The 26,405-nt window shown below is 59.6% G+C and carries 27 protein-coding genes and 1 pseudogene; 16 read left to right on the top strand and 12 right to left on the bottom strand.

What is annotated here, in order from left to right; translation table 11 throughout:
* Positions 1-77: 77 nt before the first annotated feature.
* From groL to K9857_RS20275, 4 genes are all read right to left on the bottom strand, one after another.
* A complete protein-coding gene (gene groL, locus K9857_RS20290) occupies positions 78-1,724 on the bottom strand; it encodes a chaperonin GroEL (protein ID WP_224538677.1) in 1,647 nt (548 codons plus the stop codon).
* A 49-nt stretch (positions 1,725-1,773) separates the two neighbouring features.
* Positions 1,774-2,067, bottom strand: a complete 294-nt coding sequence (locus K9857_RS20285; RefSeq protein WP_224538676.1) for a co-chaperone GroES — start codon at positions 2,065-2,067, stop codon at positions 1,774-1,776.
* 248 nt (positions 2,068-2,315) lie between these two features.
* Complete coding sequence (locus K9857_RS20280) at positions 2,316-2,792, bottom strand: FxsA family protein (RefSeq protein WP_224538674.1); 477 nt, start codon at positions 2,790-2,792, stop codon at positions 2,316-2,318.
* 65 nt (positions 2,793-2,857) lie between these two features.
* A complete protein-coding gene (locus tag K9857_RS20275) occupies positions 2,858-3,589 on the bottom strand; it encodes a HugZ family protein (protein WP_224538673.1) in 732 nt (243 codons plus the stop codon).
* A 164-nt stretch (positions 3,590-3,753) separates the two neighbouring features.
* Between K9857_RS20275 and K9857_RS20270 the strand changes: the two genes are divergently transcribed.
* Complete coding sequence (locus tag K9857_RS20270) at positions 3,754-4,512, top strand: SDR family oxidoreductase (RefSeq protein ID WP_224538671.1); 759 nt, start codon at positions 3,754-3,756, stop codon at positions 4,510-4,512.
* A 132-nt stretch (positions 4,513-4,644) separates the two neighbouring features.
* Here K9857_RS20270 and apbC read toward each other — a convergent pair whose 3' ends face one another.
* Complete coding sequence (apbC, locus tag K9857_RS20265) at positions 4,645-5,739, bottom strand: iron-sulfur cluster carrier protein ApbC (RefSeq protein ID WP_224538670.1); 1,095 nt, start codon at positions 5,737-5,739, stop codon at positions 4,645-4,647.
* Positions 5,740-5,914: 175 nt separating this feature from the next.
* Between apbC and metG the strand changes: the two genes are divergently transcribed.
* The 8 genes and pseudogenes from metG (at position 5,915) to K9857_RS20225 (ending at position 12,732) form a co-directional block, all read left to right on the top strand.
* On the top strand, positions 5,915-7,966 hold the full coding sequence (gene metG / locus K9857_RS20260) for a methionine--tRNA ligase (RefSeq protein ID WP_224538667.1): 2,052 nt from the start codon (positions 5,915-5,917) through the stop codon (positions 7,964-7,966).
* Positions 7,967-8,107: 141 nt separating this feature from the next.
* Entirely contained in the window at positions 8,108-8,677 is a 570-nt protein-coding gene (locus K9857_RS20255; RefSeq protein ID WP_224538665.1) for an Rnf-Nqr domain containing protein, read from the top strand.
* A gap of 17 nt (positions 8,678-8,694) precedes the next feature.
* Positions 8,695-9,069 (top strand): annotated as a pseudogene (gene rsxB, locus K9857_RS30595) (electron transport complex subunit RsxB); the annotation flags it as partial.
* Between the two features lie 607 nt (positions 9,070-9,676).
* The gene (locus K9857_RS20245) at positions 9,677-10,663 is read left to right on the top strand and encodes an RnfABCDGE type electron transport complex subunit D (protein ID WP_224538662.1); all 987 of its coding nucleotides are present in this window, start codon (positions 9,677-9,679) and stop codon (positions 10,661-10,663) included.
* Complete coding sequence (locus K9857_RS20240; RefSeq protein WP_224538660.1) at positions 10,660-11,271, top strand: RnfABCDGE type electron transport complex subunit G; 612 nt, start codon at positions 10,660-10,662, stop codon at positions 11,269-11,271. Before K9857_RS20245 ends, K9857_RS20240 begins: the two co-directional genes overlap by 4 nt.
* A complete protein-coding gene (locus tag K9857_RS20235) occupies positions 11,264-11,782 on the top strand; it encodes an Rnf-Nqr domain containing protein (RefSeq protein WP_224538658.1) in 519 nt (172 codons plus the stop codon). The genes K9857_RS20240 and K9857_RS20235 overlap by 8 nt, the downstream gene beginning before the upstream one ends.
* 25 nt (positions 11,783-11,807) lie before the next feature.
* Positions 11,808-12,446: an endonuclease III gene (nth, locus tag K9857_RS20230; RefSeq protein WP_224538655.1), complete on the top strand. Its 639-nt coding sequence runs from the start codon at positions 11,808-11,810 to the stop codon at positions 12,444-12,446.
* A gap of 106 nt (positions 12,447-12,552) precedes the next feature.
* Positions 12,553-12,732 (top strand): PA3496 family putative envelope integrity protein, encoded by a 180-nt coding sequence (locus tag K9857_RS20225; RefSeq protein ID WP_224538653.1) that lies wholly within the window; start codon positions 12,553-12,555, stop codon positions 12,730-12,732.
* 90 nt (positions 12,733-12,822) lie between these two features.
* Here the strand turns inward: K9857_RS20225 and K9857_RS20220 are convergent, their stop codons facing one another.
* Positions 12,823-13,449 (bottom strand): response regulator transcription factor, encoded by a 627-nt coding sequence (locus K9857_RS20220; RefSeq protein WP_224538651.1) that lies wholly within the window; start codon positions 13,447-13,449, stop codon positions 12,823-12,825.
* A 429-nt stretch (positions 13,450-13,878) separates the two neighbouring features.
* On the opposite strand from K9857_RS20220, the gene K9857_RS20215 reads away from it, so the two are divergent.
* Entirely contained in the window at positions 13,879-14,517 is a 639-nt protein-coding gene (locus tag K9857_RS20215; protein WP_224538649.1) for a hypothetical protein, read from the top strand.
* Positions 14,518-14,661: 144 nt separating this feature from the next.
* Here the strand turns inward: K9857_RS20215 and K9857_RS20210 are convergent, their stop codons facing one another.
* Positions 14,662-15,879 carry an argininosuccinate synthase gene (locus K9857_RS20210; protein WP_224538647.1) on the bottom strand — a complete coding sequence of 406 codons (1,218 nt, stop codon included), beginning with the start codon at positions 15,877-15,879 and terminating at the stop codon, positions 14,662-14,664.
* Between the two features lie 129 nt (positions 15,880-16,008).
* A complete protein-coding gene (locus K9857_RS20205) occupies positions 16,009-16,914 on the bottom strand; it encodes a flagellar protein MotY (RefSeq protein WP_224538645.1) in 906 nt (301 codons plus the stop codon).
* Positions 16,915-17,073: 159 nt separating this feature from the next.
* Here K9857_RS20205 and pyrC point away from each other — a divergent pair, with 159 nt between their 5' ends.
* Positions 17,074-18,120, top strand: a complete 1,047-nt coding sequence (pyrC, locus tag K9857_RS20200) for a dihydroorotase (RefSeq protein ID WP_224538643.1) — start codon at positions 17,074-17,076, stop codon at positions 18,118-18,120.
* A complete protein-coding gene (rnt, locus tag K9857_RS20195) occupies positions 18,117-18,794 on the top strand; it encodes a ribonuclease T (RefSeq protein ID WP_224538641.1) in 678 nt (225 codons plus the stop codon). Before pyrC ends, rnt begins: the two co-directional genes overlap by 4 nt.
* Positions 18,795-18,997: 203 nt before the next feature.
* Here rnt and K9857_RS20190 read toward each other — a convergent pair whose 3' ends face one another.
* Positions 18,998-19,600, bottom strand: a complete 603-nt coding sequence (locus K9857_RS20190) for a peroxiredoxin (protein WP_175377857.1) — start codon at positions 19,598-19,600, stop codon at positions 18,998-19,000.
* A 300-nt stretch (positions 19,601-19,900) separates the two neighbouring features.
* Between K9857_RS20190 and K9857_RS20185 the strand changes: the two genes are divergently transcribed.
* Both K9857_RS20185 and bfr read left to right on the top strand, forming a co-directional pair.
* Positions 19,901-20,119 (top strand): bacterioferritin-associated ferredoxin, encoded by a 219-nt coding sequence (locus K9857_RS20185; RefSeq protein ID WP_096509240.1) that lies wholly within the window; start codon positions 19,901-19,903, stop codon positions 20,117-20,119.
* 199 nt (positions 20,120-20,318) lie between these two features.
* On the top strand, positions 20,319-20,795 hold the full coding sequence (gene bfr / locus K9857_RS20180) for a bacterioferritin (protein ID WP_175377858.1): 477 nt from the start codon (positions 20,319-20,321) through the stop codon (positions 20,793-20,795).
* 159 nt (positions 20,796-20,954) lie between these two features.
* Here bfr and grxD read toward each other — a convergent pair whose 3' ends face one another.
* The 3 genes from grxD to K9857_RS20165 form a co-directional block, all read right to left on the bottom strand.
* Positions 20,955-21,293, bottom strand: a complete 339-nt coding sequence (gene grxD / locus K9857_RS20175; RefSeq protein ID WP_224538639.1) for a Grx4 family monothiol glutaredoxin — start codon at positions 21,291-21,293, stop codon at positions 20,955-20,957.
* Between the two features lie 96 nt (positions 21,294-21,389).
* Positions 21,390-23,498: a molybdopterin oxidoreductase family protein gene (locus tag K9857_RS20170; protein ID WP_224538637.1), complete on the bottom strand. Its 2,109-nt coding sequence runs from the start codon at positions 23,496-23,498 to the stop codon at positions 21,390-21,392.
* 134 nt (positions 23,499-23,632) lie between these two features.
* Positions 23,633-23,923, bottom strand: a complete 291-nt coding sequence (locus K9857_RS20165) for a hypothetical protein (RefSeq protein WP_224538635.1) — start codon at positions 23,921-23,923, stop codon at positions 23,633-23,635.
* 406 nt (positions 23,924-24,329) lie between these two features.
* Between K9857_RS20165 and argF the strand changes: the two genes are divergently transcribed.
* Both argF and K9857_RS20155 read left to right on the top strand, forming a co-directional pair.
* Positions 24,330-25,250, top strand: a complete 921-nt coding sequence (gene argF / locus K9857_RS20160; RefSeq protein WP_224538633.1) for an ornithine carbamoyltransferase — start codon at positions 24,330-24,332, stop codon at positions 25,248-25,250.
* A complete protein-coding gene (locus K9857_RS20155) occupies positions 25,247-26,356 on the top strand; it encodes an ABC transporter ATP-binding protein (protein ID WP_224538632.1) in 1,110 nt (369 codons plus the stop codon). Before argF ends, K9857_RS20155 begins: the two co-directional genes overlap by 4 nt.
* The last annotated feature ends 49 nt before the right edge of the window (positions 26,357-26,405 follow it).

The following is a 26,405-nucleotide window of genomic DNA, read 5'->3' as shown; positions in this document are numbered from 1 at the left end:
CATAACTTTGCAGCAGACAATAAAAAACCCCGCCTGCTTTCGCAGGCGGGGTTTTTCGTTACAGGGGTAAGGCTGGCTTACATCATGCCGCCCATGCCGCCCATACCGCCCATGTCTGGCATACCGCCGCCAGCAGCACCTTCTTTCTTCGGTGCGTCAGCTACCGCAGCCTCGGTGGTCAGGATCAGACCGCCGATGGAGGCTGCAGCTTGCAGAGCGGAACGGGTAACCTTGGTTGGATCCAGGATGCCCATTTCGATCATGTCGCCGTACTCGCCGGTAGCAGCGTTGTAGCCGAAGCTGCCTTGACCGTTCTTGACCTTGTCGACCACTACGCTTGGCTCGTCGCCGGAGTTGGCAACGATCTGGCGCAGCGGCGCTTCGATCGCGCGACGCAGAACAGCGATACCAACGTTCTGGTCAGCGTTGTCACCTTTGAAGTCTGCCAGGGTTTGCAGAGCACGGATCAGTGCAACGCCACCGCCAGGTACCACGCCTTCTTCAACGGCTGCACGGGTAGCGTGCAGGGCGTCTTCAACGCGGGCTTTCTTCTCTTTCATTTCGACTTCGGAGCCAGCGCCAACCTTGATCACTGCAACGCCGCCGGAAAGCTTGGCCAGGCGCTCCTGCAGTTTTTCACGGTCATAGTCCGAGGAAGTTTCGGCAACCTGGGCACGGATCTGAGCGATACGGCCTTCGATGTCGCCCTGAACGCCAGCACCGTCAACGATGATGGTGTTTTCCTTGGTCAGGGTTACGCGCTTGGCGTTACCCAGGTGCTCCAGGGTGGTGCTTTCCAGGCTCAGGCCGATCTCTTCGGAGATAACGGTACCGCCGGTCAGAACGGCGATGTCCTGCAGCATGGCCTTGCGACGGTCGCCGAAGCCTGGAGCCTTGACGGCTGCAACTTTGACGATGCCACGCATGTTGTTCACAACCAGAGTCGCCAGGGCTTCGCCTTCAACGTCTTCGGCAATGATCAGCAGTGGACGGCCGGCTTTGGCAACGGCTTCCAGTACTGGCAGCATTTCGCGGATGTTCGAGATTTTCTTGTCGACCAGCAGGATCAGCGGGCCGTCGAGCTCGGCAACCATGGTGTCCGGCTTGTTGACGAAGTACGGGGACAGGTAGCCACGGTCGAACTGCATGCCTTCTACGACCGACAGTTCGTTTTCCAGGCCCGAGCCTTCTTCAACGGTGATCACGCCTTCTTTACCGACTTTTTCCATGGCTTCGGCAATGATGTCGCCGATGGAGTTGTCGGAGTTGGCGGAGATGGTGCCTACCTGAGCGATAGCCTTGGTGTCGGCGCATGGCTTGGACAGAGCTTTCAGCTCTTTGACGACAGCGATGGTCGCCTTGTCGATGCCGCGCTTCAGGTCCATCGGGTTCATGCCGGCAGCGACGGCTTTCAGGCCTTCGTTGACGATGGCTTGAGCCAGAACGGTAGCGGTGGTGGTGCCGTCACCGGCGTCATCGTTGGCCTTGGACGCTACGTCCTTGACCAGCTGTGCGCCCATGTTTTCGAAACGGTCTTCCAGCTCGATTTCCTTGGCTACGGAAACGCCGTCCTTGGTGATGGTCGGAGCGCCGAAGCTCTTCTCGAGGATCACGTTACGGCCTTTCGGGCCCAGGGTCGCTTTTACCGCGTCGGCCAGGACGTTAACGCCAACGAGCATTTTCTTGCGGGCGGAGTCGCCGAATTTAACTTCTTTAGCAGCCATGATCGATATTCCTTAAATACTTTGTAGTAGCGGGAAAATGAGCGGGAAATCAGCCTTCGATAACAGCGAGAATCTCGTTCTCAGCCATTACCAGCAGGTCTTCGCCGTCGATTTTCACAGTGTTGCTGCCGGAGTAAGGACCGAACACAACCTTGTCGCCCACTTTTACGGACAGTGCACGCACTTCACCGTTATCCAGTACGCGGCCGGCGCCTACAGCGAGGATTTCGCCGCTGTTGGCTTTTTCAGCAGCCGAACCTGGCAGGACGATACCGCCAGCGGTTTTCTTTTCTTCTTCGCTGCGACGGATTACGACGCGGTCATGCAGAGGACGAAGCTTCATTGTCGATCTCTCCTAATTGTGGTTTTCATCGGCCGGTGTAGTCCCGGCGGGTTTAACAAAGTCCGGCGGTGCCGGTTGCGGCTCGTCAAGCGAACCGCGGAAGTCTGTCTGGCGTAAGTGCCATAAACCTTGCGGTGACAGCTACATAAGGGCGCATAAGCTTATTACAAGGGCGGGTATCGAAAAATTTTCAGCTCGATGCCCCGCAAACGATCACGGCACCCGAAGGTGCCGTGTCGATAGAGCGGTTATTTGCTGTCGCGGTGTTCGAACTCGCCTTCGATCACGTTGGGCTCGCGACTCAGCGGCTCGCGCGGCGACGGACCGCCACGGGGCTGAAGGTCATCGGCGAATGCACGTTGGCGCATCGCCTGTTCCTCGGCGCGCTGGCACATTTTATTGGCCAGCAGGCGACGGCTCATCGGCAGCAGCATGATCAGGCCGATCACGTCGCTGATGAAACCCGGAAGAATCAACAGTCCGCCGGCCAGCGCCAGCATCAGTCCTTCGAGCATGGTCTGAGCAGGCAGTTCGCCGCGGTTCAGGCTCTCACGGGCACGCAATGCAGTGGCCAGACCGGCGACCCGCAGCACGAACACACCGAACATCGAGCCGAGAATGATCAGCGCCAGGGCCGGGAAGAACCCGATCGACCCAGCCACCTTGACGAATACGAACAGCTCCAGCACCGGAAACAGCAGAAAGAGCAACAAAAAAGGGCGCATCAAATAGATCCTCAACGCAAGAATGCCTTGCAGTTCAACTTAGATGACGTCGCCGTTTCGTGAATTCAAGCGTCCGCCACTTCATTTTTCGGCCAATGCTCTGCGTGAGCCAGGAAAACCAAGGCTTCGCGAACTTGTGTCGGCGTATTACACGGCGCTTGAAACGGCAACCAGTAGATTCCCTGACCGATGCGCAGGTGCATGCCTTCGCTATCGATCCCGACCATTTGTGCCGGCGAATTTTTCGGCAGCCCCGCCAAATCGACGTAATGGGCGATGGCTTTGGCGTGATCGGCGTTCATGTGTTCGACCATGCTCACTTCGGCCTTGCCGGCGAACGGGTTGGCCAGGGTCAGGTCGTTGACCCAGTGGATGGCGCCGAAACCGCCGATATAACGGTGACGCACTGGCTGCAACACCCAGAAATCGAAATCATGGGCCTTGTGGTAGTTCTGCGATTCGGGGAAATAGCGGTAGTAACGCTCGGCAGCCACTTCGATGGCAGCCTCGTCCTCGATCCGCTGCGCCTCGGCCAGGTAGGTCAGGCGTCCGACGGCCTGCACGTCTTCGGCTTCACGCTCACCCACCAGCATCGAACACTTGGGGTCCTTCTGCAGGTTGTGGGTGTGCTGGGCGATGCGGCTGATCAGGATCAGCGGCCGCCCCTGGTCGTCGAGGCAATAAGGAACCACCGAACCGAACGGAAAACCGGGCATGGCCTTGGAGAGCGTCGACAGGACGCCGCGGTATTCCTTGAGCAGCAATTCTCGTGCATGCTTGGCAACTTCAACGCTCAATTTATGACTCCTTACTAAGAATCAGTCAGAAAAACGGACAGGCGACTGGAGAACGTTCCAGCACGCCAACGGGGGCGATTCTCATGTGCAGCCAGGCCATGCCGGACGCAGATCGAGGGAGCCCTGCCAGCAAACCACTCAGACCTGCCACCGGGGGCATGCGAATGCAACTCACTGACAAAGTAATCATTATCACTGGCGGTTGCCAGGGTTTGGGCCGCTCCATGGCCGAGTATTTCGCTGCCAAGGGCGCCAAGCTGGCCCTGGTCGACCTCAATCAGGAAAAGCTCGATGACGCTGTGGCCGCCTGCAGGGCCAAAGGCGCCGAAGCCCGCGCCTACCTGTGCAACGTGGCCAACGAAGAACAGGTGAGCCACATGGTCGCGCAGGTCGCCGAGGACTTCGGTGCGATCCATGGCCTGATCAACAACGCCGGCATCCTGCGCGACGGGCTGCTGCTCAAGGTCAAGGACGGCGAGATGACCAAGATGAGCCTGGCCCAATGGCAGGCGGTCATCGACGTCAACCTGACCGGCGTGTTCCTGTGCACCCGTGAAGTCGCGGCGAAAATGGTCGAGCTGAACAACAGCGGCGCGATCATCAATATCTCGTCGATCTCCCGCGCTGGCAACGTCGGCCAGACCAACTACTCCGCCGCCAAGGCCGGTGTCGCCGCCGCGACCGTGACCTGGGCCAAGGAACTGGCGCGCTACGGCATCCGCGTGGCCGGCATTGCACCGGGTTTCATCGAGACCGAGATGACCCTGGGCATGAAGCCTGAAGCGCTGGAGAAGATGACATCGGGGATTCCGCTCAAGCGCATGGGCAAGCCGGAAGAGATCGCGCATTCGGCGGCGTACATCTTCGAGAACGACTACTACACCGGTCGGATTCTGGAGATGGATGGCGGGTTGCGTATTTAGCGTCGCCACAAACCAAATGTGGGAGCGAGCCTGCTCGCGATTACGGTTATCCAGTCAACGAATCCGTTGAATGTGATTCCGTCATCGCGAGCAGGCTCGCTCCCACAGTTTTTCGGCGTCTACAGAATCAGATCAATCGTCGCTGACGCTGATATTCGGCATCGCCGGCGTCAAGGCTTCCTGCAACACGATCCGCGCGCCGACGTGGCGGGCCAGTTCCTGGTAAACCATGGCGATCGGGCTTTCCGGCTCGGCGATGACAGTCGGCTTGCCGCCGTCGGCCTGCTCGCGGATGTCCATCGACAGCGGCAGCGAGGCCAGCAGCTCGACGCCGTACTGGCTGGCCAGCTTCACCCCGCCCCCCTCACCGAACAGATGCTCGGCATGTCCGCAGTTGGAGCAGATGTGCACGGCCATGTTTTCCACCACGCCCAGCACCGGGATGTTGACCTTGCGGAACATCTCCACGCCCTTGCGCGCGTCGAGCAGGGCCAGGTCCTGCGGTGTGGTGACGATGACCGCGCCGGCCACCGGGACTTTCTGCGCCAGGGTCAGCTGGATGTCGCCGGTGCCCGGCGGCATGTCGATGACCAGATAATCCAGGTCGCCCCACGCGGTCTGGGTCACCAGTTGCAGCAAGGCGCCGGAGACCATCGGTCCGCGCCAGACCATCGGCGTGTTGTCGTCGGTGAGGAACGCCATGGACATCACTTCCACGCCATGGGACTGGATCGGCACGAACCACTTCTGATCCTTGACCTGCGGACGGGTGCCTTCGGGGATGCCGAACATGATGCCCTGGCTCGGGCCATAGATGTCGGCGTCGAGAATGCCGACCTTGGCGCCTTCACGGGCCAGGGCCAGGGCCAGGTTGGCGGCGGTGGTGGACTTGCCCACGCCACCCTTGCCGGAAGCCACGGCCACCACGTTCTTGACGTTGGCCAGCCCCGGCACCTGGGCCTGAGCCTTGTGCGCAGCGATGACGCTGGTGATATCGACACGGGCTGTCGCTACACCATCCAGACCTTCGATGGCCATTTGCAGCATTTGCGCCCAACCACTCTTGAACAGACCGGCGGCGTAGCCCAGTTCGAGCTGAACGCTGACGCGATCGCCCTGAACATCGATGCTGCGCACGCATCCGGCGCTGACCGGGTCCTGGTTCAGGTAAGGGTCGGTGTACTGGCGAAGAACGGCTTCCACCGCTGCGCGATTGACGGCGCTCATGGGCAACTCCGATAACAAGACTGGAAAATCGAGGGGGGTATCGTAACCGTTCCGCATCAAAGTCGGCATGCCTGACAATCATTTGTTGCGAACGCGGACCTGTGGCATAGGGATGAAAAATAAACGCCGGCGCTTTATAGTGGCCGACCTCCGTTTCATCAAGTAGCCGAGCCCCATGTCCGAGCCACGCAAGATCCTCGTCACCAGCGCCCTGCCCTATGCCAATGGTTCGATTCACCTTGGCCATATGCTGGAGTACATCCAGACCGATATGTGGGTGCGCTTCCAGAAGCACCGCGGCAACCAATGCATTTATGTCTGCGCCGACGACGCCCACGGTTCGGCGATCATGCTGCGCGCGGAAAAGGAAGGCATCACCCCGGAACAACTGATCGCCAACGTTCAGGCCGAGCACAGCGGCGACTTCGCCGACTTCCTGGTGGACTTCGACAACTTCCACTCCACTCACGCCGAAGAAAACCGTGAGCTGTCGAGCCACATCTACCTGAAGCTGCGCGACGCCGGGCACATCGCTACGCGCTCGATCACCCAGTATTTCGACCCGGAAAAGAAAATGTTCCTGGCCGACCGCTTCATCAAGGGCACCTGCCCGAAATGCGGCACCGAAGACCAGTACGGCGACAACTGCGAGAAATGCGGTGCCACCTACGCGCCGACCGACCTGAAAGACCCGAAATCGGCCATTTCCGGCGCGACTCCGGTGCTCAAGGATTCCCAGCACTTCTTCTTCAAGCTGCCGGACTTCCAGGAAATGCTGCAGACCTGGACCCGCAGCGGCACTCTGCAGGACGCCGTCGCCAACAAGATCGCCGAATGGCTCGACGCCGGCCTGCAACAGTGGGACATCTCCCGTGATGCGCCGTACTTCGGTTTCGAAATCCCTGATGAGCCGGGCAAGTACTTCTACGTCTGGCTGGACGCGCCGATCGGCTACATGGCGAGCTTCAAGAACCTGTGCGACCGCACGCCGGAGCTGGACTTCGACGCGTTCTGGGCCAAGGATTCCACCGCCGAGCTGTACCACTTCATCGGCAAGGACATCGTCAACTTCCACGCCCTGTTCTGGCCAGCCATGCTCGAAGGCGCGGGCTACCGCAAGCCGACCGGCATCAACGTGCACGGCTACCTGACCGTCAACGGTCAGAAAATGTCCAAGTCCCGCGGCACCTTCATAAAGGCCCGTACCTACCTGGATCACCTGTCGCCGGAATATCTGCGCTACTACTACGCCTCCAAGCTGAGCCGTGGCGTCGACGACCTGGACCTGAACCTCGAAGACTTCGTGCAGAAGGTCAACTCCGACCTGGTCGGCAAAGTCGTCAACATCGCCAGCCGTTGCGCCGGCTTCATCCACAAAGGCAATGCCGGCGTGATGGTCGACACCAACGCCGCGCCGGAACTGACCGACGCCTTCCTGGCCGCAGCGCCAGGCATCGCCGACGCCTATGAAGCCCGCGACTTCGCCCGTGCCATGCGCGAAATCATGGCCCTGGCCGACCGCGCCAACGCCTGGATCGCCGACAAGGCGCCATGGTCGTTGAACAAGCAGGAAGGCAAGCAGGATGAAGTCCAGGCCATCTGCGCCACCGGCGTCAACCTGTTCCGCCAGCTGGTGATCTTCCTCAAGCCGGTGCTGCCGCTGCTCGCTGCCGATGCCGAGGCATTCCTGAACGTCGCGCCGCTGACCTGGAACGATCACACCACGCTGCTGGCCAACCACCAGTTGAACGAGTTCAAGGCGCTGATGACCCGGATCGACCCGGCCAAGGTACAAGCCATGACCGACGCTTCGAAAGAAGACCTGGCCGCCAGCCAGACCGACACCGGCGCCGCGCAGCCTGCCGGCAACGGCGAACTGGCCAAGGATCCGCTGTCGCCGGAAATCGACTTCGACACCTTTGCCGCGGTCGACCTGCGCGTCGCCCTGATCGTCAAGGCCGAAGCCGTGGAGGGTGCCGACAAGCTGCTGCGCCTGACCCTGGATATCGGCGACGAACAACGCAACGTGTTCTCCGGCATCAAGAGCGCTTACCCGGATCCGTCCAAGCTCGACGGTCGCCTGACCATGATGATCGCCAACCTCAAGCCACGGAAAATGAAGTTCGGTATTTCCGAAGGCATGGTGATGGCAGCCGGTCCCGGCGGTGAAGAGATCTACCTGCTGAGCCCTGACAGCGGCGCCAAGCCGGGTCAGCGGATCAAGTAAGATCCAGCGGCAAACCGATCCCACAGTCGTGCCCGGCGCGACTGTGGGATTTTCATGTCCGGGCATCCTCCGCCCGGGTCGGAAAATGCCTAAGCTTTTCAGACCCCCGCTTTAAAAAGCCCCGTCCCCGTCGGCACGAACATGACCGAAGCACTGCTCACGCTTATCAGCACCGCCCTGATCAACAACCTCGTGTTGCAATGGCCGCTGGGCGTCGATCCGCTGCTGGCCAGCCAGCGCCGGCAGGTGCATGCGCTGGGTATTGCGACGACCTGCCTGATGTTGATCGTCGGCGTGCTGGGTTACGCGCTCTGGCATTGGCTGCTGATGCCGCTGCAAGTCACGGCGCTGAGCCTGTTTGTCCTGCTGCCCCTGAGTGTGCTGCTGATCAGCCCTGTGCTCGCCGGCCTGTCCCGGGTGTTTCCAACGCTGTCGTTCGAAGGCCTCTGGCCGCTGTTGCTGGGCAATGCCGGCGTACTCGGCGTGGCGCTGTTCAATGTGCGCAATGACCAGGGATTACTGAGCGCCACGGCCCTGAGCCTGGGCGCCGGGCTGGGTTTCTGGCTGGCGCTGAGCCTGTTCAACGACCTGCGCCAGCGCACCCTCGATAATGATGTTCCCCTGCCCTTTCGCGGCCTGCCGATTGACCTGATCGCTGCCGGACTGATTGCAGTGGCTTTTCTCGGATTCAGCGGACTGATCAAAACATGAGTCTGATTCAACGCATCGACGCACTGTTGCCGCAGACCCAATGCGGCAAATGCGGTCATCCCGGATGCAAGCCCTACGCAGAAGGCATCGCCAGCGGCGAGCCGATCAACAAGTGCCCGCCAGGCGGCAACGAAACCATCCACGCTTTGGCCAAACTGCTGGATGTGCCGGTGTTGGAGCTGGATGTCAGCCGGGGTTCGGCTCCGGCGCAGCTTGCCTATATCCGCGAGGCGGAATGCATTGGCTGCACCAAATGCATCCAGGCCTGCCCGGTGGACGCCATCGTCGGCGCGGCCAAGCTGATGCACACGGTGATCATCGATGAATGCACCGGCTGCGACCTGTGCGTGGCGCCCTGCCCTGTGGACTGCATCGAAATGCGCCCGTTGCCGACGGCCACGGTGGTGCCGGTGGTCGGTGGCCTGGCGTTCAGTCTCGAAGAGCAGCGCGCCCGCGCTGCCAAACGCAATCACGCACGGCGCCGTTTCGAACGGCGCAACGCCCGCCTGCAACGCGAAGAACAACAGAAAGCCGCCGAACGCCAGGCCCGGGCGCAACAGGCGGCCCAGCCTGCCGTGACCAGCCTCGATCCGGTGCAGGCCGCCCTTGAACGCGTACGCGCGCAGAAGGCCGCCAATGCCGATGCGGCGCTGAAGAAAGCCAAGATCGATGTGGCAATGAGCCGGGCGCAACTGACCAAATCCCTCAAGGCCTTCGGTCATCCGCCGACGTTCGAACAGCAGTCGCAGCTGATTGTCCTGCAACAGCAATTCGAGGCGGCCGAGCAGGCCCTGGCGCAACTGGAAAGCGCCGCGCCGCCTGCCTCGGCTCCGGCACCCGCAGCGGCCCCGGCGAAGAATGCCGATTTGAATCGGGCGAAGATCCAGCTGGCCATGCGCCGCGCCGAGCTGAAAAAAGCCCAGGCCGCTCAGGCACCCGCCGAGCAGATCAAAGCTCTGGAGCGTGCACTCGATGAAGCCGAGCGCCAGGTGGACGCCTATGCCACCCCTTGAGTCGGTCGACACCCGCCTGCAACAGGCCATGAAACTGGTGCTCCTGGCAACGCTGCCGGGGCTGCTGGCGATGTTCTGGGTGTATGGCTGGGGGGGGCTGATCAACCTGCTGCTGGCCGCCAGCGGCGCATTGGCCGCTGAAGCGGCGGTGCTGCACCTGCGCAAACGCGCGCTCAAACCGTCCTTGAGCGACGGCAGTTCTCTGGTCAGCGCGACCCTGCTGGCTCTGGCTTTGCCGCCCTATTGCCCTTGGTGGCTGACAGTCAGCGCCGCCGCGCTTGCCATGCTGTTCGGCAAGCACCTGTACGGCGGCGTCGGCAGCAATCCGTTCAATCCGGCAATGCTCGGTTTTGCCTTGGTGATGGTGGGCTTTCCACAACCAATGACTCAGTGGCCTGCAGCCCATGGCATGGATCTGTGGGGCGGGTTGCAGCAGGTCTTCGGTTTCGGCGATCAGCCGGACGCGTGGGTCCGGGCTACAGCGCTGGACAGCCTGCGCATCAACAAAAGTCTGACCATGGATGAATTGTTTTCGAGCAATGCGGCGTTCGGTCACTTCGGCGGTCGCGGCGTGGAATGGGTCAATCTGGCGTTTCTCGCCGGCGGCGCTTTCCTGTTGCAACGTCGGGTATTCAGCTGGCACGCGCCCGTCGGCATGCTCGCCAGCCTGTTCATCATCAGCCTGTTGTGCTGGAACGGCTCGGGTTCGGATTCCAATGGCTCGCCGCTGTTTCATCTGCTCACCGGCGCCAGCATGCTGGGTGCGTTTTTCATCGTCACGGAACCGGTGTCCGGCGCCAGAAGCCCGGGTGCGAAATTGCTGTTCGGGATCGGCGTCGGGCTGCTGACCTATGTGATTCGCACTTGGGGCGGCTACCCCGATGGCGTGGCCTTCGCCGTGTTGCTGATGAACCTGTGCGTGCCGATGCTGGAGCGTCTCGCTACCGCCCGACAGGAGCGAACCGCACCATGAGCCGCGCGTCGAGCATTGTCATTGTCGGTTTGCTGGCCGTCGCCGGGATTGGCCTGACCTGGTATGCGCAGCACAGCAGTGCCCCGCGAATTGCCGCCGAGCAGCGCCTGATCGACAGCCGCAACCTGCTGGATGTGTTGCCGTCGGACAGCTACGACAATCAGCCGCTGGAACAACCGCTCGCCCTGGAAAAACCCACGCTGGCCAACAGCACACTGCTGGCGGGTTACCGGGCAACCATAGCCGGCCAACCCTATGCCGTCCTGCTGCGAAGCCAGACACTGGGATACGAAGGCAGCATCGAGTTGCTGATCGCCATCGACCTCAATGGCCGGCTGATCGGCGTGAAAACCCTCAAGCAGGTGGAAACGCCGGGCCTCGGGGCGCGTATCGCCGAATGGCCCAATCCCTGGCTCGGCCTGTTTTCCGGACAATCACTCAGCGAACCGAATGACGGCGGCTGGGCCCTGAAGAAAGATCAGGGACAGTTCGACCAGATCGCCGGGGCGACCATCACATCGCGGGCCGTGATCAACGCCACCCACGATGCCCTGCGCTACTTTGATGAACACCGGCAAGCACTGCTCGGGAGTTCCGACCATGAGTAAATCGCCGCTGCTGCAGAACTCGTTGATGCTCGCACCCCTGATCGGTGCCACCGGTTCAGTCACGACCGCTCTGGGTTTGTGGCTGATGTTCATGGTAGTGATCGCGGTGTTCGGCGTGGTGATGAACGCCTTGCGGCCGCGTCTGCTGACGTCGATGCAATTGCTGGCCAGCGTGATTCTGGCCGCAACCCTGACTAGTTGCGCGCAACTCGCCGTGCAACTCTGGTCGTTGCAGTGGTATCAGCAGATGGGGATTTATTCGGCGTTGATCGCCTTGCAATGTGTGGTGCTGGAGTACACAGGATTCTTCCAGAACCACTGGCGCAGTCGCCTGAACCTGTGCGCCGTGTTCGGCGGCTTGATGCTGGGCCTGGGATTGCTGCGCGAACTGCTCGGCAACGACACACTGGGTGGCCTGCGCCTGGCCACACTGGCGCCCGGCGGCTTCATTTTGCTGGGATTGCTCATCGCCGCGTGGCAGGCCTGGCGCCGCCCAACACCTGAACAATGATCGCTTTCGAGGAAACGCACTGCCCATGAATGCCGCAAAACGTCTGGAAATATTCCGCAGGCTTCACGAAGACAATCCGGAACCGAAGACCGAACTGGCCTACTCATCGCCCTTCGAGTTGCTGATCGCGGTGATCCTGTCGGCGCAATCGACCGACGTCGGCGTCAACAAGGCCACGGCAAAACTGTTCCCGGTCGCCAATACGCCTGCCGCGATCCACGCCTTGGGGATTGAGGGGCTGTCGGAGTACATCAAGACCATCGGCCTGTTCAACAGCAAGGCGAAAAACGTGATCGAGACCTGCCGTTTGCTGGTTGAACGTCACGCCAGCGAAGTGCCGCAAACCCGCGAAGAGCTGGAGGCCCTGCCCGGTGTCGGTCGCAAGACCGCTAACGTGGTGCTCAATACCGCATTCCGTCAGCTGACGATGGCTGTCGATACCCATATCTTCAGGGTCAGCAACCGCACCGGCATTGCGCCAGGCAAGAATGTGGTCGAGGTCGAGAAGAAACTGATGAAGTTCGTGCCCAAGGAGTACCTGCTCGACTCCCATCACTGGCTGATCCTTCACGGACGTTATGTATGCCTGGCCCGCAAGCCTCGCTGCGGCAGTTGCCGTATCGAAGACTTGTGCGAATACAAGCACAAGACCTCCGACGATTGAGCCGCTATTAAAATTATTGATATATCGATTGAAAAAATCTTTTTTACCCGCCGGGCGATTATCGATATAAGGAGCGCCAAAGGCCTTCTTAGCCTGAGGTAACTAAATGAGCACTGGCAAAGAGCAATTGGACGTAGATGACGAGTTCACTGCCGTTGAAGCAGAGGATGCCGAACCGGTTGTCGAAGTAGCGAAAACCAACCTGAGCAAACGCCGTACCATCGACAATCTACTGGAGGAGCGCCGACTGCAAAAGCAATTGGCCGATTACGATTTTGACTTATGACACCTGAAAGCCTCCGAAACGGAGGCTTTTTTCATTGCGCCGTACTGAGATAATTGCGCGCTCATTTCAACCGTCTCTCCCGGGATAAAGTCACACTATTCCATTGCGCTGAGCCAGTTCGATCAAGTCAACCAGCGAGCGCGCATTGAGTTTCAATAACAGGCGCGTCTTGTAAGTACTGACGGTCTTGTTGCTCAGAAACATGCCATCGGCAATTTCCTTGTTCGTCTTGCCCCTGGCCAACTGTTGCAGCACCATCATTTCCCGCCCCGACAGGCGATCCACCATTTCCGCTTCACTGGCGTTACCCAGGCTCGCCCGCACGGTATGCAAGGCCTGATTGGGGAAATAGCTGTAACCGGACAATACCGCCTTTATTGCACTGAGAAGTTCGGTCAGGTCCTGCTGCTTGCAGACGTATCCGGCAGCCCCCGATTGCATGCAGCGCATGGAAAAATGCCCCGGGGACTGGGAGGTCAATATCAACACTTTGATCGGCATGCCTGCCGTCGTCAGTCGCGCGATAACTTCCAGCCCGTCCAGCTTGGGTATCCCGATATCCAGAATGACAATATCCGGCAAGAACTCTCGTGCCAGTTGCAATGCATCCACGCCGTTATCGGTTTCTGCCACAACTTCGTAGCCATGACGCTCCATCAGCATACGTACCGCAAGACGAATGACGGGATGATCATCCACGATCAGCACTTTATTCATGGGCAGGTCCAATTTTCGCTGTTCGAATTTTTAGAGCCCGCACAATAGCCTAGTCGTTTGACGCGTTGCATGCCGCGCCCCCCGGCGAGCTGCACCGAGAGACATTCCCTACAAGATTCGCGGATTAATCCTACAAAAATCCTGCGAACCCGACGCCTTGAAAACTGTATCCATGGTCTTGATTAGTGCGCTATCGGTTTGGATCCGAAATGAACGATCACATTCCGGGAAATCAAATCGCGCCGAATATTACTGACGCCGGCGGCGCAAAACATTAACAGCAGAAATATCACACACCGAGTATCTGTTAGCTCTTACAGCAAAAAATCACCCATGGATAATCATTGACGAAACCCCATCCTTAAACCCGATAACAATGACCTTAAATAAAATCCTTCAAACGGGCATCGACAACTATGAGTAATGAACATGAACAAGCTCAAGAAAAGAATGACCAACCCCATGACCATCATCGCGACATTCGCAACACTGTCTGAAACCTCGGCCGCCGTTTCCCTGCCTTTCCTCGATAACGATGAAAGAGAGATCTACGTCTGGTTCCTGATCAGTTTTCCTTTTTATCTGCTGTTTCTTTTCTTCGTGACCCTCAACTTCAATTACCGATCGCTGTATTCACCCTCGGATTTTGAAAAGGACGAGCACTTTCTCAAGGCCATGGACGAGGCCGAACCATTAACCAGCACTTCAGCAAAAGGCCCGCGCGCCGGCGAACTTTCTTGCAGCGCTCAGGCGCCACCCGGGCCAATCGATTGGCAGCACGTTCGCCTGCCCAAGCAACTCAAGGGCATGCACATCATCGATATCCGATGGATGAAAACCAGAATGGAGTTCAACGCGTTACTTGCGCGAATAAAGAAACCGCAGGAAGGAAAAGCACAGGTGATCCTGTTTCTAACCGACAACGCTCTGGAAAAATCACTGGGGGACAGTCTGTTCGAGTTTTCCAGGCGCAGCAGCAAACGCGGTAACGCCAATTGCTGCGTCGCGTACGACTTGAATTCAAAAAGGGTGACGGTCATGGACCAAAGCCCACTGACAATCACTTGAGCACGAGGCAAGTCTTATCAGTGAGAAGCAAACCAGGAGGTATCAGGCAGATTGGCGTGGAATCGTCGTATCGCGATTTCAAAGCAAAAAAAATGGTGGCCCCGTCGACGACAAGGCCACCATTTCATTTACCGCTCAAGGGACTCAGAACAGTTTCCGGCCCTTGTTGGCAGCAATACGCATGCGCAAGGCGTTGAGCTTGATGAAGCCCGCCGCGTCGGCCTGGTTGTAGGCGCCGCCATCTTCCTCGAAGGTCGCGATGTTGGCGTCGAACAGCGAATCGTCGGACTTGCGGCCGGTGACGATCACGTTGCCCTTGTACAGCTTCAGGCGTACGACGCCGTTCACGTTGACCTGGCTCGCGTCGATCATCTGTTGCAGCATCAGACGCTCAGGGCTCCACCAGTAACCGGTGTAGATCAGGCTGGCGTACTTAGGCATCAACTCGTCTTTGAGGTGAGCCACTTCGCGGTCCAGGGTGATCGATTCGATCGCACGGTGAGCGCGCAGCATAATGGTGCCGCCCGGGGTTTCGTAGCAGCCGCGGGACTTCATGCCCACGTAACGGTTCTCGACGATGTCCAGACGACCGATGCCGTGTTCGCCACCGATACGGTTCAGGGTCGCCAGCACGGTAGCCGGAGTCATTTCAACGCCGTCCAGTGCCACGATGTCGCCGTTGCGGTAGGTCAGTTCCAGGTACTGCGGCTTGTTGGGAGCGTTCTCCGGGGAGACGGTCCAGCGCCACATGTCTTCTTCGTGCTCGGTCCAGGTATCTTCCAGCACGCCGCCTTCATAGGAGATGTGCAGCAGGTTGGCGTCCATCGAGTACGGGGATTTCTTCTTGCCGTGACGCTCGATCGGGATGGCGTGCTTTTCAGCGTAATCCATCAGCTTTTCACGGGACAGCAGATCCCATTCGCGCCACGGAGCAATCACTTTCACGCCTGGCTTCAGAGCGTAGGCGCCCAGTTCGAAACGAACCTGGTCGTTGCCCTTGCCGGTGGCGCCGTGGGAAATGGCGTCAGCGCCGGTTTCGTTGGCGATTTCGATCAGGCGCTTGGCGATCAACGGACGAGCGATGGAAGTACCCAGCAGGTACTCACCTTCGTAAACGGTGTTGGCGCGGAACATCGGGAATACGAAATCGCGCACGAACTCTTCGCGCAAGTCGTCGATGTAGATCTCTTTCACGCCCATGGCCTGAGCCTTGGCACGTGCCGGCTCGACCTCTTCGCCCTGACCCAGGTCAGCGGTGAAGGTCACCACTTCACAGTTATAAGTATCCTGCAGCCACTTGAGGATCACCGAAGTGTCCAGGCCGCCGGAATACGCCAGAACGACCTTGTTTACGTCCGCCATGCCATCACTCCACGGGGTTCTACGGAAAGCCGGGAAGTCTACCGCTCATACAGAATAATTTACAGTGGCGCGACAGCTTATGACGACGAAGCGACAGAATCTGTCGAGGGCGCGACGATGACCAATCGGTCATGAAGTTGCCGAAGTGGCCTGTTTCGTAGCTTGCGGCGCCACCTGCTCCGGCGGCGTGCCCCGCTCCAGGCGTACCGCCACCCGGCGGTTCTTCGCCCGGTTGGCGCTGTTGGTGTTGGGCGCCAGCGGATAACTCTCGCCGTGGAAACGCATGGTGATCTGCGATTCCTGGATGCCATTGGCCTTGAAGTACTCCATGACGGCAAGGGCCCGGCGGCGCGACAGGTCCCGGTTGGTCAGGCGGTTGCCGCCATTGTCGGAGTGACCGTCCAGCTCGATGCGATTAACCGTCGGATCGGCCTTCATGTATTCCAGCATCACCTGCAGCTTGGCTTTAGCCGCGCTGTCCAGTTCGATACCGCCACCGGGGAAACCGATCTGGGACTGCTTCACCTGATCGAAATTTTGCGGCAACAGCTTGGCGACACACACCTGGTAATCGGCGAACGCCTTGTTGAACCTGACCGGCAACAGACGCACTTCCGAGACTCCGCCATCCCCGGAGGAACGCCGAACCACGGGACTGCGCCCATCGATCAGGCCACTGATCAGGCGTCCGGCCTGAGCCTGGGAGCTGCTCAACAGCACATTGCCGCTGCCGATTCGCACGGTGCCCAGGTTGATATCGCCGCGTCCCGGCTGCCAGGGCGCCGCGGCGGCCAGCAAGGTGGCCGAGCCTCCGCCCATCATCGCGTTGGAGGCGTTGAGCCGGAATGTCGCCTGCTCGCCGGCACGGCGCACGAACTGCCCCGAGCCGAAATCGGTGATCGGCTGTGTCAGGCGGCACTCGAACTTGTCGCCTTCGACCGTCCACTCGATGCTCTCCAGACGGGTCTGGAAAGTGAGCGCCATCGCGGGAAGGCTGGCAAACACACTGAGCAAGGCTAAATAACGCTGGCGCACGGAAGGCTCCACTGGCTTCTACAACACAAAGACCGACACACAGATGTTTACGGCATACCTGTTGGATATCGGAAGCTTTCGGCAAAACTTGATAGCGAGTGCCTGCAAGAGTCTTTTCCGGTAGCATTCCCCTCAGTTTGACCCGCCTGGAATCCCCTCATGTCCGACCGCCTGACCCTGCTGCGTCCCGACGACTGGCACATTCATCTTCGCGATGGTGCCGTGTTGACCAATACCGTCGCGGATGTCGCGCGCACCTTTGGTCGCGCCATCATCATGCCCAACCTGGTACCTCCGGTCCGCAATGCGACCGAGGCCGACGGCTATCGCCAGCGTATCCTCGCTGCCCGCCCGGCCGGCAGCCGGTTCGAACCGCTGATGGTTCTGTACCTCACCGACCGCACCCAGCCCGAGGAAATTCGCGAGGCCAAGGCCAGCGGTTTCGTTCACGCCGCCAAGCTGTACCCGGCTGGCGCGACCACCAACTCCGATTCTGGCGTCACCAGCATCGACAAGATCTTCCCTGCTATCGAAGCCATGGCCGAAGTGGGCATGCCGTTGCTGATCCACGGTGAAGTCACCCGTGGCGATGTCGACGTGTTCGACCGCGAAAAGATCTTCATCGATGAGCACATGCGTCGTGTGGTCGAGCGGTTCCCGACCCTCAAAGTGGTGTTCGAACACATCACCACCGCGGACGCCGTGCAGTTCGTCAACTCGGCTCCGGCCAACGTTGGCGCAACCATCACCGCGCATCACCTGCTGTACAACCGCAACCACATGCTGGTCGGCGGGATTCGGCCGCACTTCTACTGCCTGCCGATCCTCAAGCGCAACACCCATCAGGAAGCCTTGCTCGATGCCGCCACCAGCGGCAGCGCGAAGTTCTTCCTCGGCACCGACTCGGCGCCCCACGCCCAGCACGCCAAGGAAGCTGCCTGCGGTTGCGCCGGCTGCTACACCGCGTTCGCGGCAATCGAGATGTATGCCGAAGCCTTCGAACAGCGCAATGCGCTGGACAAGCTCGAAGCCTTCGCCAGCCTCAATGGCCCGCGTTTCTACGGCCTGCCGGTGAACACCGATCGCATTACCCTGGTTCGCGAAGAATGGACCGCCCCAAGCAGCCTGCCGTTTGGCGAGCTGACCGTTATCCCGCTGCGCGCCGGTGAAAAACTGCGCTGGCGCCTGCTGGAGGAACACGCGTGAGTGAAGACCATTTCGACGACGAACTGGACGGTCAAGGTGGCGGGGGCGGTTCCCGTCATCCAATGGCTGCGAGGTTCCGTGGTTACCTGCCGGTAGTCGTCGACGTAGAAACCGGTGGCTTCAACTCGGCCACCGACGCCTTGCTGGAGATTGCTGCGACCACCATCGCCATGGATGAAAAGGGTTTTGTTTATCCTGATCACACCTACTTCTTCCGCGTCGAGCCTTTCGAAGGCGCGAACATCGAGGCAGCGGCGCTGGAGTTCACCGGGATCAAGCTCGATCACCCGCTGCGCATGGCGGTGAGTGAAGAGACTGCGCTGAACGACATCTTCCGCGGCGTGCGCAAGGCGCTGAAAGCCAACGGCTGCAAGCGGGCGATTCTGGTCGGCCACAACAGCAGCTTCGACCTGGGTTTCCTCAATGCTGCGGTTGCGCGCCTGGACATGAAGCGCAACCCGTTTCACCCGTTCTCCAGCTTCGACACCGCCACCCTCGCCGGCCTGGCCTACGGCCAGACGGTGCTGGCCAAGGCCTGTCAGGCTGCCGACATCGACTTCGACGGTCGCGAGGCCCACTCGGCTCGCTACGACACCGAGAAGACGGCCGAGCTGTTCTGCGGCATCGTCAATCGCTGGAAGCAGATGGGTGGCTGGGAAGATTTCAACGATTGATTGAGGCCTCTGCTGTTGTAGGAGCCGAGCTTGCTCGCGATGGTCGTCAACGATAACGCTGGATGTCTGATACCCCGCGGCGTTTCCAGATTCATCGCGAGCAAGCTCGGCTCCTACAGAGACCTGGCGGTTATCCCGCCCATAAAAAAACCGGCCTCGATGGCCGGTTTTTTTATGTCTGCCTTTTATGGCAGGAGCATGCCTTACAGAGCAGCAGCGTGCTCGGTCAGGTAAGCAGCAACGCCTTCTGGCGAAGCGTTCATGCCTTTGTCGCCTTTTTTCCAGTTGGCAGGGCAGACTTCGCCGTGCTCTTCGTGGAATTGCAGAGCGTCGACCAGACGCAGCAGCTCTTCCATGTTACGGCCCAGTGGCAGGTCGTTGATGATCTGCGAACGGACAACGCCTTTGTCGTCGATCAGGAATGCGCCACGGAAAGCAACGCCGTCAGCGGACTGAACGTCGTAGGCCTTCATGATTTCCTGCTTGATGTCGGCAGCCATGGTGTAACGGACTTCGCCGATACCGCCATTGTTGACCGGGGTGTTGCGCCAGGCGTTGTGGGTGAAGTGCGAGTCGATCGAAACAGCGATCACTTCAACGTTGCGAGCCTTGAATTCCGACATGCGATTGTCCAGAGCGATCAGCTCGGACGGGCAAACGAAGGTGAAGTCCAGAGGGTAGAAGAACACCAGGCCGTATTTGCCTTTGATAGCCGAGGACAGAGTGAAGCTGTCAACGATCTCGCCATTGCCGAGTACGGCCGGTACGGTGAAGTCAGGGGCTTGTTTGCCTACGAGTACGCTCATTGGATATCTCCTGGTGTAGAAACGTGAAAAACCGGGTTTGCGCCAGCCTGCCACCCTGAGACGACAGCCCTGTGACACAAGCCCATTCGCAAAGACCGGCCATCATACACTGCGTGTTTGGCCTGTCCTCGGGTTTTTCCCTGAGCGGTGAAATTCGCGATGGCGAACCGCCCTTTTCTGCACAGGATGCACACCGTTCGTCAGCCCTGGAAAAAGCGCCCGGAAAGCACTTTGACAATCATTCTCGTTAACATTAAGATCCATCGCATTCGAGACATAAACAAGCGACGGTTTTCACTTATGTATGTTTGCCTCTGCACTGGCGTCACCGACGGCCAAATCCGCGATGCGATCTATGAAGGATGCTGCAGCTACAAGGAAGTTCGCCAGGCCACCGGCGTTGCCAGTCAATGCGGTAAATGTGCCTGCCTTGCCAAGGAAGTGGTCCGCGAGACCCTGACATCACTGCAGACAGCCCAGGCCGCGATTCCTTTTCCTGCAGAATTTACTGCCGCATAAAACGCGATTATTCAAAGAACCGGACTGATGTCCGGTTTTTTTATGCCTGAAAATCAATTGCTTAGATGCTAGACGCGGAACACAAACATTCTTATTCCGATTAATTTTCATTTATTATTCAATAACTTAAGTTTGACACCCTTAGTTGGTCGGCTCAAACTCTGCCTTATAGACGGTTAACAAAGGGCAGGACCCCATCATGAAAGGCGACGTTACAGTCATTCAGCATCTCAACAAGATTCTTGCCAACGAGCTGATCGCGATCAATCAATACTTCCTGCACGCTCGCATGTACGAAGATTGGGGCCTGAACAAGCTCGGCAAACACGAGTACCACGAATCCATCGACGAGATGAAGCACGCGGACAAGCTGATCAAGCGCATCCTGTTCCTCGAAGGCATTCCCAACGTCCAGGACCTTGGCAAGCTGCTGATCGGCGAGAACACCAAGGAAATGCTCGAGTGCGACCTGAAAATCGAGAAGACCGGCCACGCTGACCTGAAAGTCGCTATTGCTCATTGCGAAAAAGTGGGCGACTTCGGCAGCCGTGAATTGCTCGAAGATATTCTCGAGTCGGAAGAAGAACATATCGACTGGCTGGAAACCCAACTTGGCCTGATCGACAAGATCGGTATCGAGAACTATCTGCAATCGCAGATGGGTGACGACGAGTAAGTTTCCCGGCGCATTAAAAAGCCCCGCTCTCTTTGAAGAGGCGGGGCTTTTTTTGTGCCTGTAGGAGCATGGCTTGCCCGCGAACAACGATGACGCGGTTCAACATATGCACGCGTTATCGTTCTTCGCGGGCAAGCCTCGCTCCTACACGGAAGACAATCAGGCGTCGGTCTTGGCAGCAGCGGCAGCAACAGCAGCCTTGATGGTGCTTTGCAGCGAACCATCAGCCGACATCTCGATCATGATGTCGCTACCACCAACCAGCTCGCCACCGACCCACAGTTGCGGGAAGGTTGGCCAGTTGGCGTATTTAGGCAGGTTGGCGCGGATTTCCGGGTTCTGCAGGATGTCCACGTAAGCAAACTTTTCACCACAAGCCATCACGGCCTGCGCGGCTTTCGCGGAGAAGCCACACTGCGGGGCATTCGGCGAGCCTTTCATGTAAAGCAGAATGGTGTTGTTGGCAATCTGCTCTTTAATCGTTTCGATGATATCCATGGAGCACCTCGGCTGAACTTTCCGACTCATGGGTCGGCACGGTGGCGCATTGTAACGGAAAGCCGAGCGCACTGCTCGGTCTCTCCATCAGATCGATCAAGCCGCCGCCACGGTCACCGGAACGCCATTCAATGCCGCATTCCCTGACAGTTCATCGAGCTGGCACTCATCCGTCAGGTCATTGGCACTGGAGCCCGGCTGGCCACTGGCGATGGTCATCTGCACGCCCGGTCGCGCATGACCCCAACCGTGCGGAAGACTGACCACGCCTTTCATCATATCCAGACTGCCGAGCACTTCCACTTCGATCACGCCGACGCGGGAACTGACCTTCACTCGCTGCCCGTCGCTCAACCCGCGGCTAGCCAGATCCTCCGGATGCATCAGCAACTGATGGCGCGGCTTGCCCTTCACCAACCGGTGGTAGTTGTGCATCCAGGAATTGTTGCTGCGCACATGCCGGCGGCCGATCATCAGCAACTCATCGGCAGCCGGCGCCTGCAACGCGACGAAGCGTGCGAGGTCGGCGAGTATCACTTCAGGGGCGGCCTGAACCCGCTGATTGGCGGTTTTGAGGCGTGAAGCGAGGTTGGGTTTGAGCGCCCCCAGATCGACACCATGGGGATGATCGAACAGGGTCGCCAAGGACAATTTTCGCTCGGAAGCATCGCCATAGGCGCCCATGCGCAAGCCGCGATCGATCATCTGCGCCGGTGCGATGGTTGGCTTGAGCTCCTTGCCGGTCTTCGCCGCAAAGGCCTTGGCCAGCCCGACGAAGATCTCCCAGTCATGCAGCGCGCCTTCAGGCTTGGCCAGGATCGCCCGGTTGAAACGGCTGACGTTGCGCACGGCAAACATGTTGAAGGTGGTGTCGTAGTGATCGTTTTCCAGGGCCGAAGTCGAAGGCAGGATCAGATCGGCGTAACGGGTGGTCTCGTTGATGTACAGGTCGACGCTGACCATGAACTCCAGACCGTCCAGTGCCTGTTCCAGCTGGCGGCCATTGGGTGTCGAGAGCACCGGGTTACCCGCCACGGTGATCAGCGCGCGGACCTGCCCTTCCCCTTCGGTCAGCATTTCTTCGGCCAGCGCCGATACCGGCAGCTCGCCGCCGTATTCTGGGCGCCCGGAGACCCGGCTCTGCCACAAGTTGAAATGCCCGCCAGAAGTCGAGGCCACCAGATCAACTGCCGGCTCGGTGCACAAGGCGCCGCCGACACTGTCCAGATTGCCCGTGACCAGATTGATCAGCTGCACCAGCCAATGACACAAGGTGCCGAACGCCTGGGTCGAAACCCCCATGCGCCCGTAGCAAACGGCACTCGGCGCAGCGGCGAAGTTACGGGCCAACTGGCGGATGTTGTCAGCCGGCACTGCGCACAAGGGGCTCATAGCTTCCGCAGTGAAACCGGCAATGGCCTCGCGCACCTGATCCAGACCGTCCACCGGCAGATGGCTGTCCCGGGTCAGGCCCTCCGCAAACAGGGTGTTCAGCAGGCCAAACAACAACGCGGCATCGCCACCGGGGCGCACGAACAGGTGCTGATCGGCGATGGCCGCCGTTTCGCTGCGACGCGGATCGACCACCACGACCTTGCCGCCCCGGGCCTGAATCGCTTTCAGGCGCTTTTCCACATCCGGCACGGTCATGATGCTGCCGTTGGAGGCCAGCGGGTTGCCGCCGAGGATCAGCATGAAGTCGGTGTGATCGATGTCCGGGATCGGCAACAGGAAACCGTGGCCGTACATCAGGTGACTGGTCAGGTGATGGGGCAGTTGATCGACCGAGGTCGCGGAATAGCGATTGCGGGTTTTCAACAAGCCGAGGAAATAGTTGCTGTGGGTCATCAGCCCGTAGTTGTGCACGCTGGGGTTGCCCTGATAGACCGCCACGGCGTTTTGCCCGTGCCTTTCCTGAATTGCCGCCAGCCGCTCGGCTACCAGGTTGAAGGCGTCTTCCCATTCGATGGGTTGCCATTCGTTGCCCACGCGCTGCATCGGCTGGTGCAGGCGATCCGGGTCATTCTGAATGTCTTGCAGCGCCACCGCCTTGGGGCAGATGTGGCCGCGACTGAAGGTGTCCAGCGGATCACCCTTGATCGAGGTGATCTGTACCTGGCCGGCTTCGACCTCGGTGGTTTCGATGGTCAGGCCGCAAATGGCTTCACACAGGTGGCAGGCACGGTGATGGAGAGTCTTGGTCATGGCCAGTCTCTGTCTTGTTCTGGGCGGGCAATGTCGGCCGCGGGAACAAAACTATGGCGCCTGCCCCGCTACCGCGCCAGCGACGTTCATTGCGTGAATCGAGGACCATCAGGCCAGCCGATGGCCACGCAGGATCAGCTCGATGGCAGCCTTGGCGGTGCCTGCATCTGGATTTCCTCGATGGTTTCGATCTGTTCGTGGCCGACGTGCACGCCGGTAAGTTCGCCGATCAATCGCCAGTGCTCGTCGAGCCCGCCGCTGACGGTGGCCATGCGATCGATCATGCGCCGGCCGGCATCCCGGGTCACGGGATCGGGACTGCGCAGCAGTTCGAATGACATGGAGGTCATGGAGGCGGTGAGGTGGGTCAGGGAGCGGGCCGTGAGGCCGAGCAATTCCATTAGCTGTTGTTCTTTCGATTCCATTTGCGGAGGCTTCCTGCGTCGCGGGTGATTTATTTATAACTAAGCACTTTGCATTAGCAAATGTTTCGGATGGAACGCACGTGCGCGCCCCGGTGAACCACCATTCAGAAACCGACCGCCAGTGCTCCGCCACCGCCCGCTCGATTGCCAAGCGGCGCGAACGCGGTGTACAAATGCCTGGCTGCTGTCAGGAAACAGGCTTCAAAAGCGCTACTGCGGATATCCCGTAGCCCCTCTGAAATCCCCCTAATAACCGTAGCCCTATTGGTAAGACGCGACATTTAATTATAAGATCGCGCCTTCCCCTATTTCGTCGCCCCGTGCGGCTTACGCCGCAGGTCTCGCCCGTTGTTCCGAAAAACAAGGCTTTGAGTATCTGCGGTTTGTAGCAAAAAGGTAGTCAATGATGAGCGCAAGGCACTTTCTCTCCCTGATGGATTGCACGCCCGAAGAGCTGGTCAGCGTGATCCGTCGAGGCGTTGAGCTCAAGGACCTGCGTAACCGCGGCGTACTGTTCGAGCCTCTGAAAAACCGCGTGCTCGGGATGATTTTCGAGAAGTCCTCGACCCGCACCCGCATTTCGTTCGAAGCCGGCATGATCCAGCTCGGCGGCCAGGCGATCTTCCTGTCCCCGCGCGACACCCAGCTCGGTCGCGGCGAGCCGATCAGCGACGCGGCCATCGTCATGTCGAGCATGCTCGATGTGGTGATGATCCGTACCTTTGCCCACAGCACCCTGACCGAATTCGCCGCCAATTCGCGCGTGCCGCTGATCAACGGCCTGTCCGACGATCTGCACCCGTGCCAGTTGCTGGCCGACATGCAGACCTTCCTCGAACACCGCGGCTCCATCCAGGGCAAGACCGTGGCCTGGATCGGCGACGGCAACAACATGTGCAACAGCTATATAGAAGCGGCGATCCAGTTCGACTTCCAGTTGCGTATCGCCTGCCCGGAAGGCTACGAACCGAACCCGAAATTCCTCGCTCAGGCCGGCGATCGCGTGACCATCGTCCGCGACCCGAAGGACGCCGTGCGCGGCGCCCATCTGGTGAGCACCGACGTCTGGACCTCCATGGGCCAGGAAGAAGAAACCGCCAAGCGTCTGCAGCTGTTCTCCCCGTACCAGGTCAACCGCGCGCTGCTCGATCTGGCCGCCAGCGATGTGCTGTTCATGCACTGCCTGCCGGCACACCGTGGCGAAGAGATCAGCGTCGACCTGTTGGACGATCCGCGTTCGGTGGCCTGGGATCAAGCTGAGAACCGCCTGCATGCGCAGAAGGCGCTGCTCGAGTTTCTCGTCGAGCCGGCGTATCACCACGCATGAGCCAGCCATTACTGCTTAACCTGCGCAACCTCGCTTGCGGATACCAGGACCAACGCGTGGTGCAGAACCTCAATCTGCACCTGAACGCCGGTGACATCGGATGCCTGCTGGGCTCCTCCGGTTGCGGCAAGACCACCACCCTGCGTGCCATTGCCGGTTTCGAACCGGTGCACGATGGGGATATCCAGCTGGCCGGCGAAACCATCTCCAGCGCCGGCTTCACCCTGGCGCCGGAGAAACGCCGGATCGGCATGGTGTTCCAGGACTACGCGCTATTTCCGCATCTGACCGTGGCCGACAACATCGCCTTCGGCATTCGCAAGCATCCGCAGAAGGATCGTGTGGTTGAAGAGTTGCTGGAACTGGTCAATCTGAAGAATCTGGGCAAGCGCTTTCCCCACGAGCTTTCCGGTGGCCAGCAGCAACGCGTCGCCCTGGCCCGTGCCCTGGCGCCGGAACCGCAATTGCTGCTGCTCGACGAACCCTTCTCCAACCTCGATGGTGAACTGCGCCGCAAGCTCAGCCACGAGGTGCGCGACATCCTCAAGGCCCGCGGCACCAGTGCCATCCTGGTGACCCACGACCAGGAAGAAGCCTTCGCGGTCAGTGACCACGTCGGTGTGTTCAAGGAAGGCCGGCTGGAGCAGTGGGACACGCCTTACAACCTCTATCACGAGCCGCTGACCCCTTACGTGGCCAGCTTCATCGGTCAGGGTTACTTCATTCGCGGTCAGTTGAGCAGCCCGGAGTCGGTGCAGACCGAACTCGGTGAATTGCGCGGCAACCGGGCCTACACCTGGCCGGTCGGTAGTGCGGTGGATGTGCTGCTGCGTCCGGACGATATCGTTTATGCGCCGGACAGCGCGTTGAAGGCTCGTATCGTCGGCAAGTCGTTCCAGGGTGCGTCGACGCTTTACCGCTTGCAGATGTCGACCGGGGCGCAGCTGGAATCGATCTTCCCGAGCCATGTCGATCATCAGATTGGCGCCGAGGTGGGGATTCGCGTGGCGGCGGAACATCTGGTGCTGTTCCAGGCGAGCGGCAGCGTGGCGGCGCAGATTCCGAGCGTGGAGTCCGGTGTGCGGCGCTTCAGCACCGCCAACTGACCACATACCCCGTAGGAGCGAGGCTTGCCCGCGAAGGCGTCGTGTCAGG

Origin of the sequence: Pseudomonas sp. REP124 (genome assembly GCF_020164475.1) — a bacterium.
GTDB lineage: Bacteria > Pseudomonadota > Gammaproteobacteria > Pseudomonadales > Pseudomonadaceae > Aquipseudomonas.
Note: the sequence above shows the minus strand (reverse complement) of the source record. Positions and strands in the feature narration are given on the sequence as shown.

Coding starts and splice junctions, on each gene's coding strand:
- groL (WP_224538677.1), bottom strand. CDS start 1,724: ATGGCTGCTAAAGAAGTTAAATTCGGCGACTCCGCCCGCAAGAAAATG.
- K9857_RS20285 (WP_224538676.1), bottom strand. CDS start 2,067: ATGAAGCTTCGTCCTCTGCATGACCGCGTCGTAATCCGTCGCAGCGAA.
- K9857_RS20280 (WP_224538674.1), bottom strand. CDS start 2,792: ATGCGCCCTTTTTTGTTGCTCTTTCTGCTGTTTCCGGTGCTGGAGCTG.
- K9857_RS20270 (WP_224538671.1), top strand. CDS start 3,754: ATGCAACTCACTGACAAAGTAATCATTATCACTGGCGGTTGCCAGGGT.
- apbC (WP_224538670.1), bottom strand. CDS start 5,739: ATGAGCGCCGTCAATCGCGCAGCGGTGGAAGCCGTTCTTCGCCAGTAC.
- metG (WP_224538667.1), top strand. CDS start 5,915: ATGTCCGAGCCACGCAAGATCCTCGTCACCAGCGCCCTGCCCTATGCC.
- K9857_RS20255 (WP_224538665.1), top strand. CDS start 8,108: ATGACCGAAGCACTGCTCACGCTTATCAGCACCGCCCTGATCAACAAC.
- K9857_RS20245 (WP_224538662.1), top strand. CDS start 9,677: ATGCCACCCCTTGAGTCGGTCGACACCCGCCTGCAACAGGCCATGAAA.
- K9857_RS20240 (WP_224538660.1), top strand. CDS start 10,660: ATGAGCCGCGCGTCGAGCATTGTCATTGTCGGTTTGCTGGCCGTCGCC.
- K9857_RS20235 (WP_224538658.1), top strand. CDS start 11,264: ATGAGTAAATCGCCGCTGCTGCAGAACTCGTTGATGCTCGCACCCCTG.
- nth (WP_224538655.1), top strand. CDS start 11,808: ATGAATGCCGCAAAACGTCTGGAAATATTCCGCAGGCTTCACGAAGAC.
- K9857_RS20225 (WP_224538653.1), top strand. CDS start 12,553: ATGAGCACTGGCAAAGAGCAATTGGACGTAGATGACGAGTTCACTGCC.
- K9857_RS20220 (WP_224538651.1), bottom strand. CDS start 13,449: ATGAATAAAGTGCTGATCGTGGATGATCATCCCGTCATTCGTCTTGCG.
- K9857_RS20215 (WP_224538649.1), top strand. CDS start 13,879: ATGAACAAGCTCAAGAAAAGAATGACCAACCCCATGACCATCATCGCG.
- K9857_RS20210 (WP_224538647.1), bottom strand. CDS start 15,879: ATGGCGGACGTAAACAAGGTCGTTCTGGCGTATTCCGGCGGCCTGGAC.
- pyrC (WP_224538643.1), top strand. CDS start 17,074: ATGTCCGACCGCCTGACCCTGCTGCGTCCCGACGACTGGCACATTCAT.
- K9857_RS20190 (WP_175377857.1), bottom strand. CDS start 19,600: ATGAGCGTACTCGTAGGCAAACAAGCCCCTGACTTCACCGTACCGGCC.
- K9857_RS20185 (WP_096509240.1), top strand. CDS start 19,901: ATGTATGTTTGCCTCTGCACTGGCGTCACCGACGGCCAAATCCGCGAT.
- bfr (WP_175377858.1), top strand. CDS start 20,319: ATGAAAGGCGACGTTACAGTCATTCAGCATCTCAACAAGATTCTTGCC.
- grxD (WP_224538639.1), bottom strand. CDS start 21,293: ATGGATATCATCGAAACGATTAAAGAGCAGATTGCCAACAACACCATT.
- K9857_RS20170 (WP_224538637.1), bottom strand. CDS start 23,498: ATGACCAAGACTCTCCATCACCGTGCCTGCCACCTGTGTGAAGCCATT.
- K9857_RS20165 (WP_224538635.1), bottom strand. CDS start 23,923: ATGGAATCGAAAGAACAACAGCTAATGGAATTGCTCGGCCTCACGGCC.
- argF (WP_224538633.1), top strand. CDS start 24,330: ATGAGCGCAAGGCACTTTCTCTCCCTGATGGATTGCACGCCCGAAGAG.
- K9857_RS20155 (WP_224538632.1), top strand. CDS start 25,247: ATGAGCCAGCCATTACTGCTTAACCTGCGCAACCTCGCTTGCGGATAC.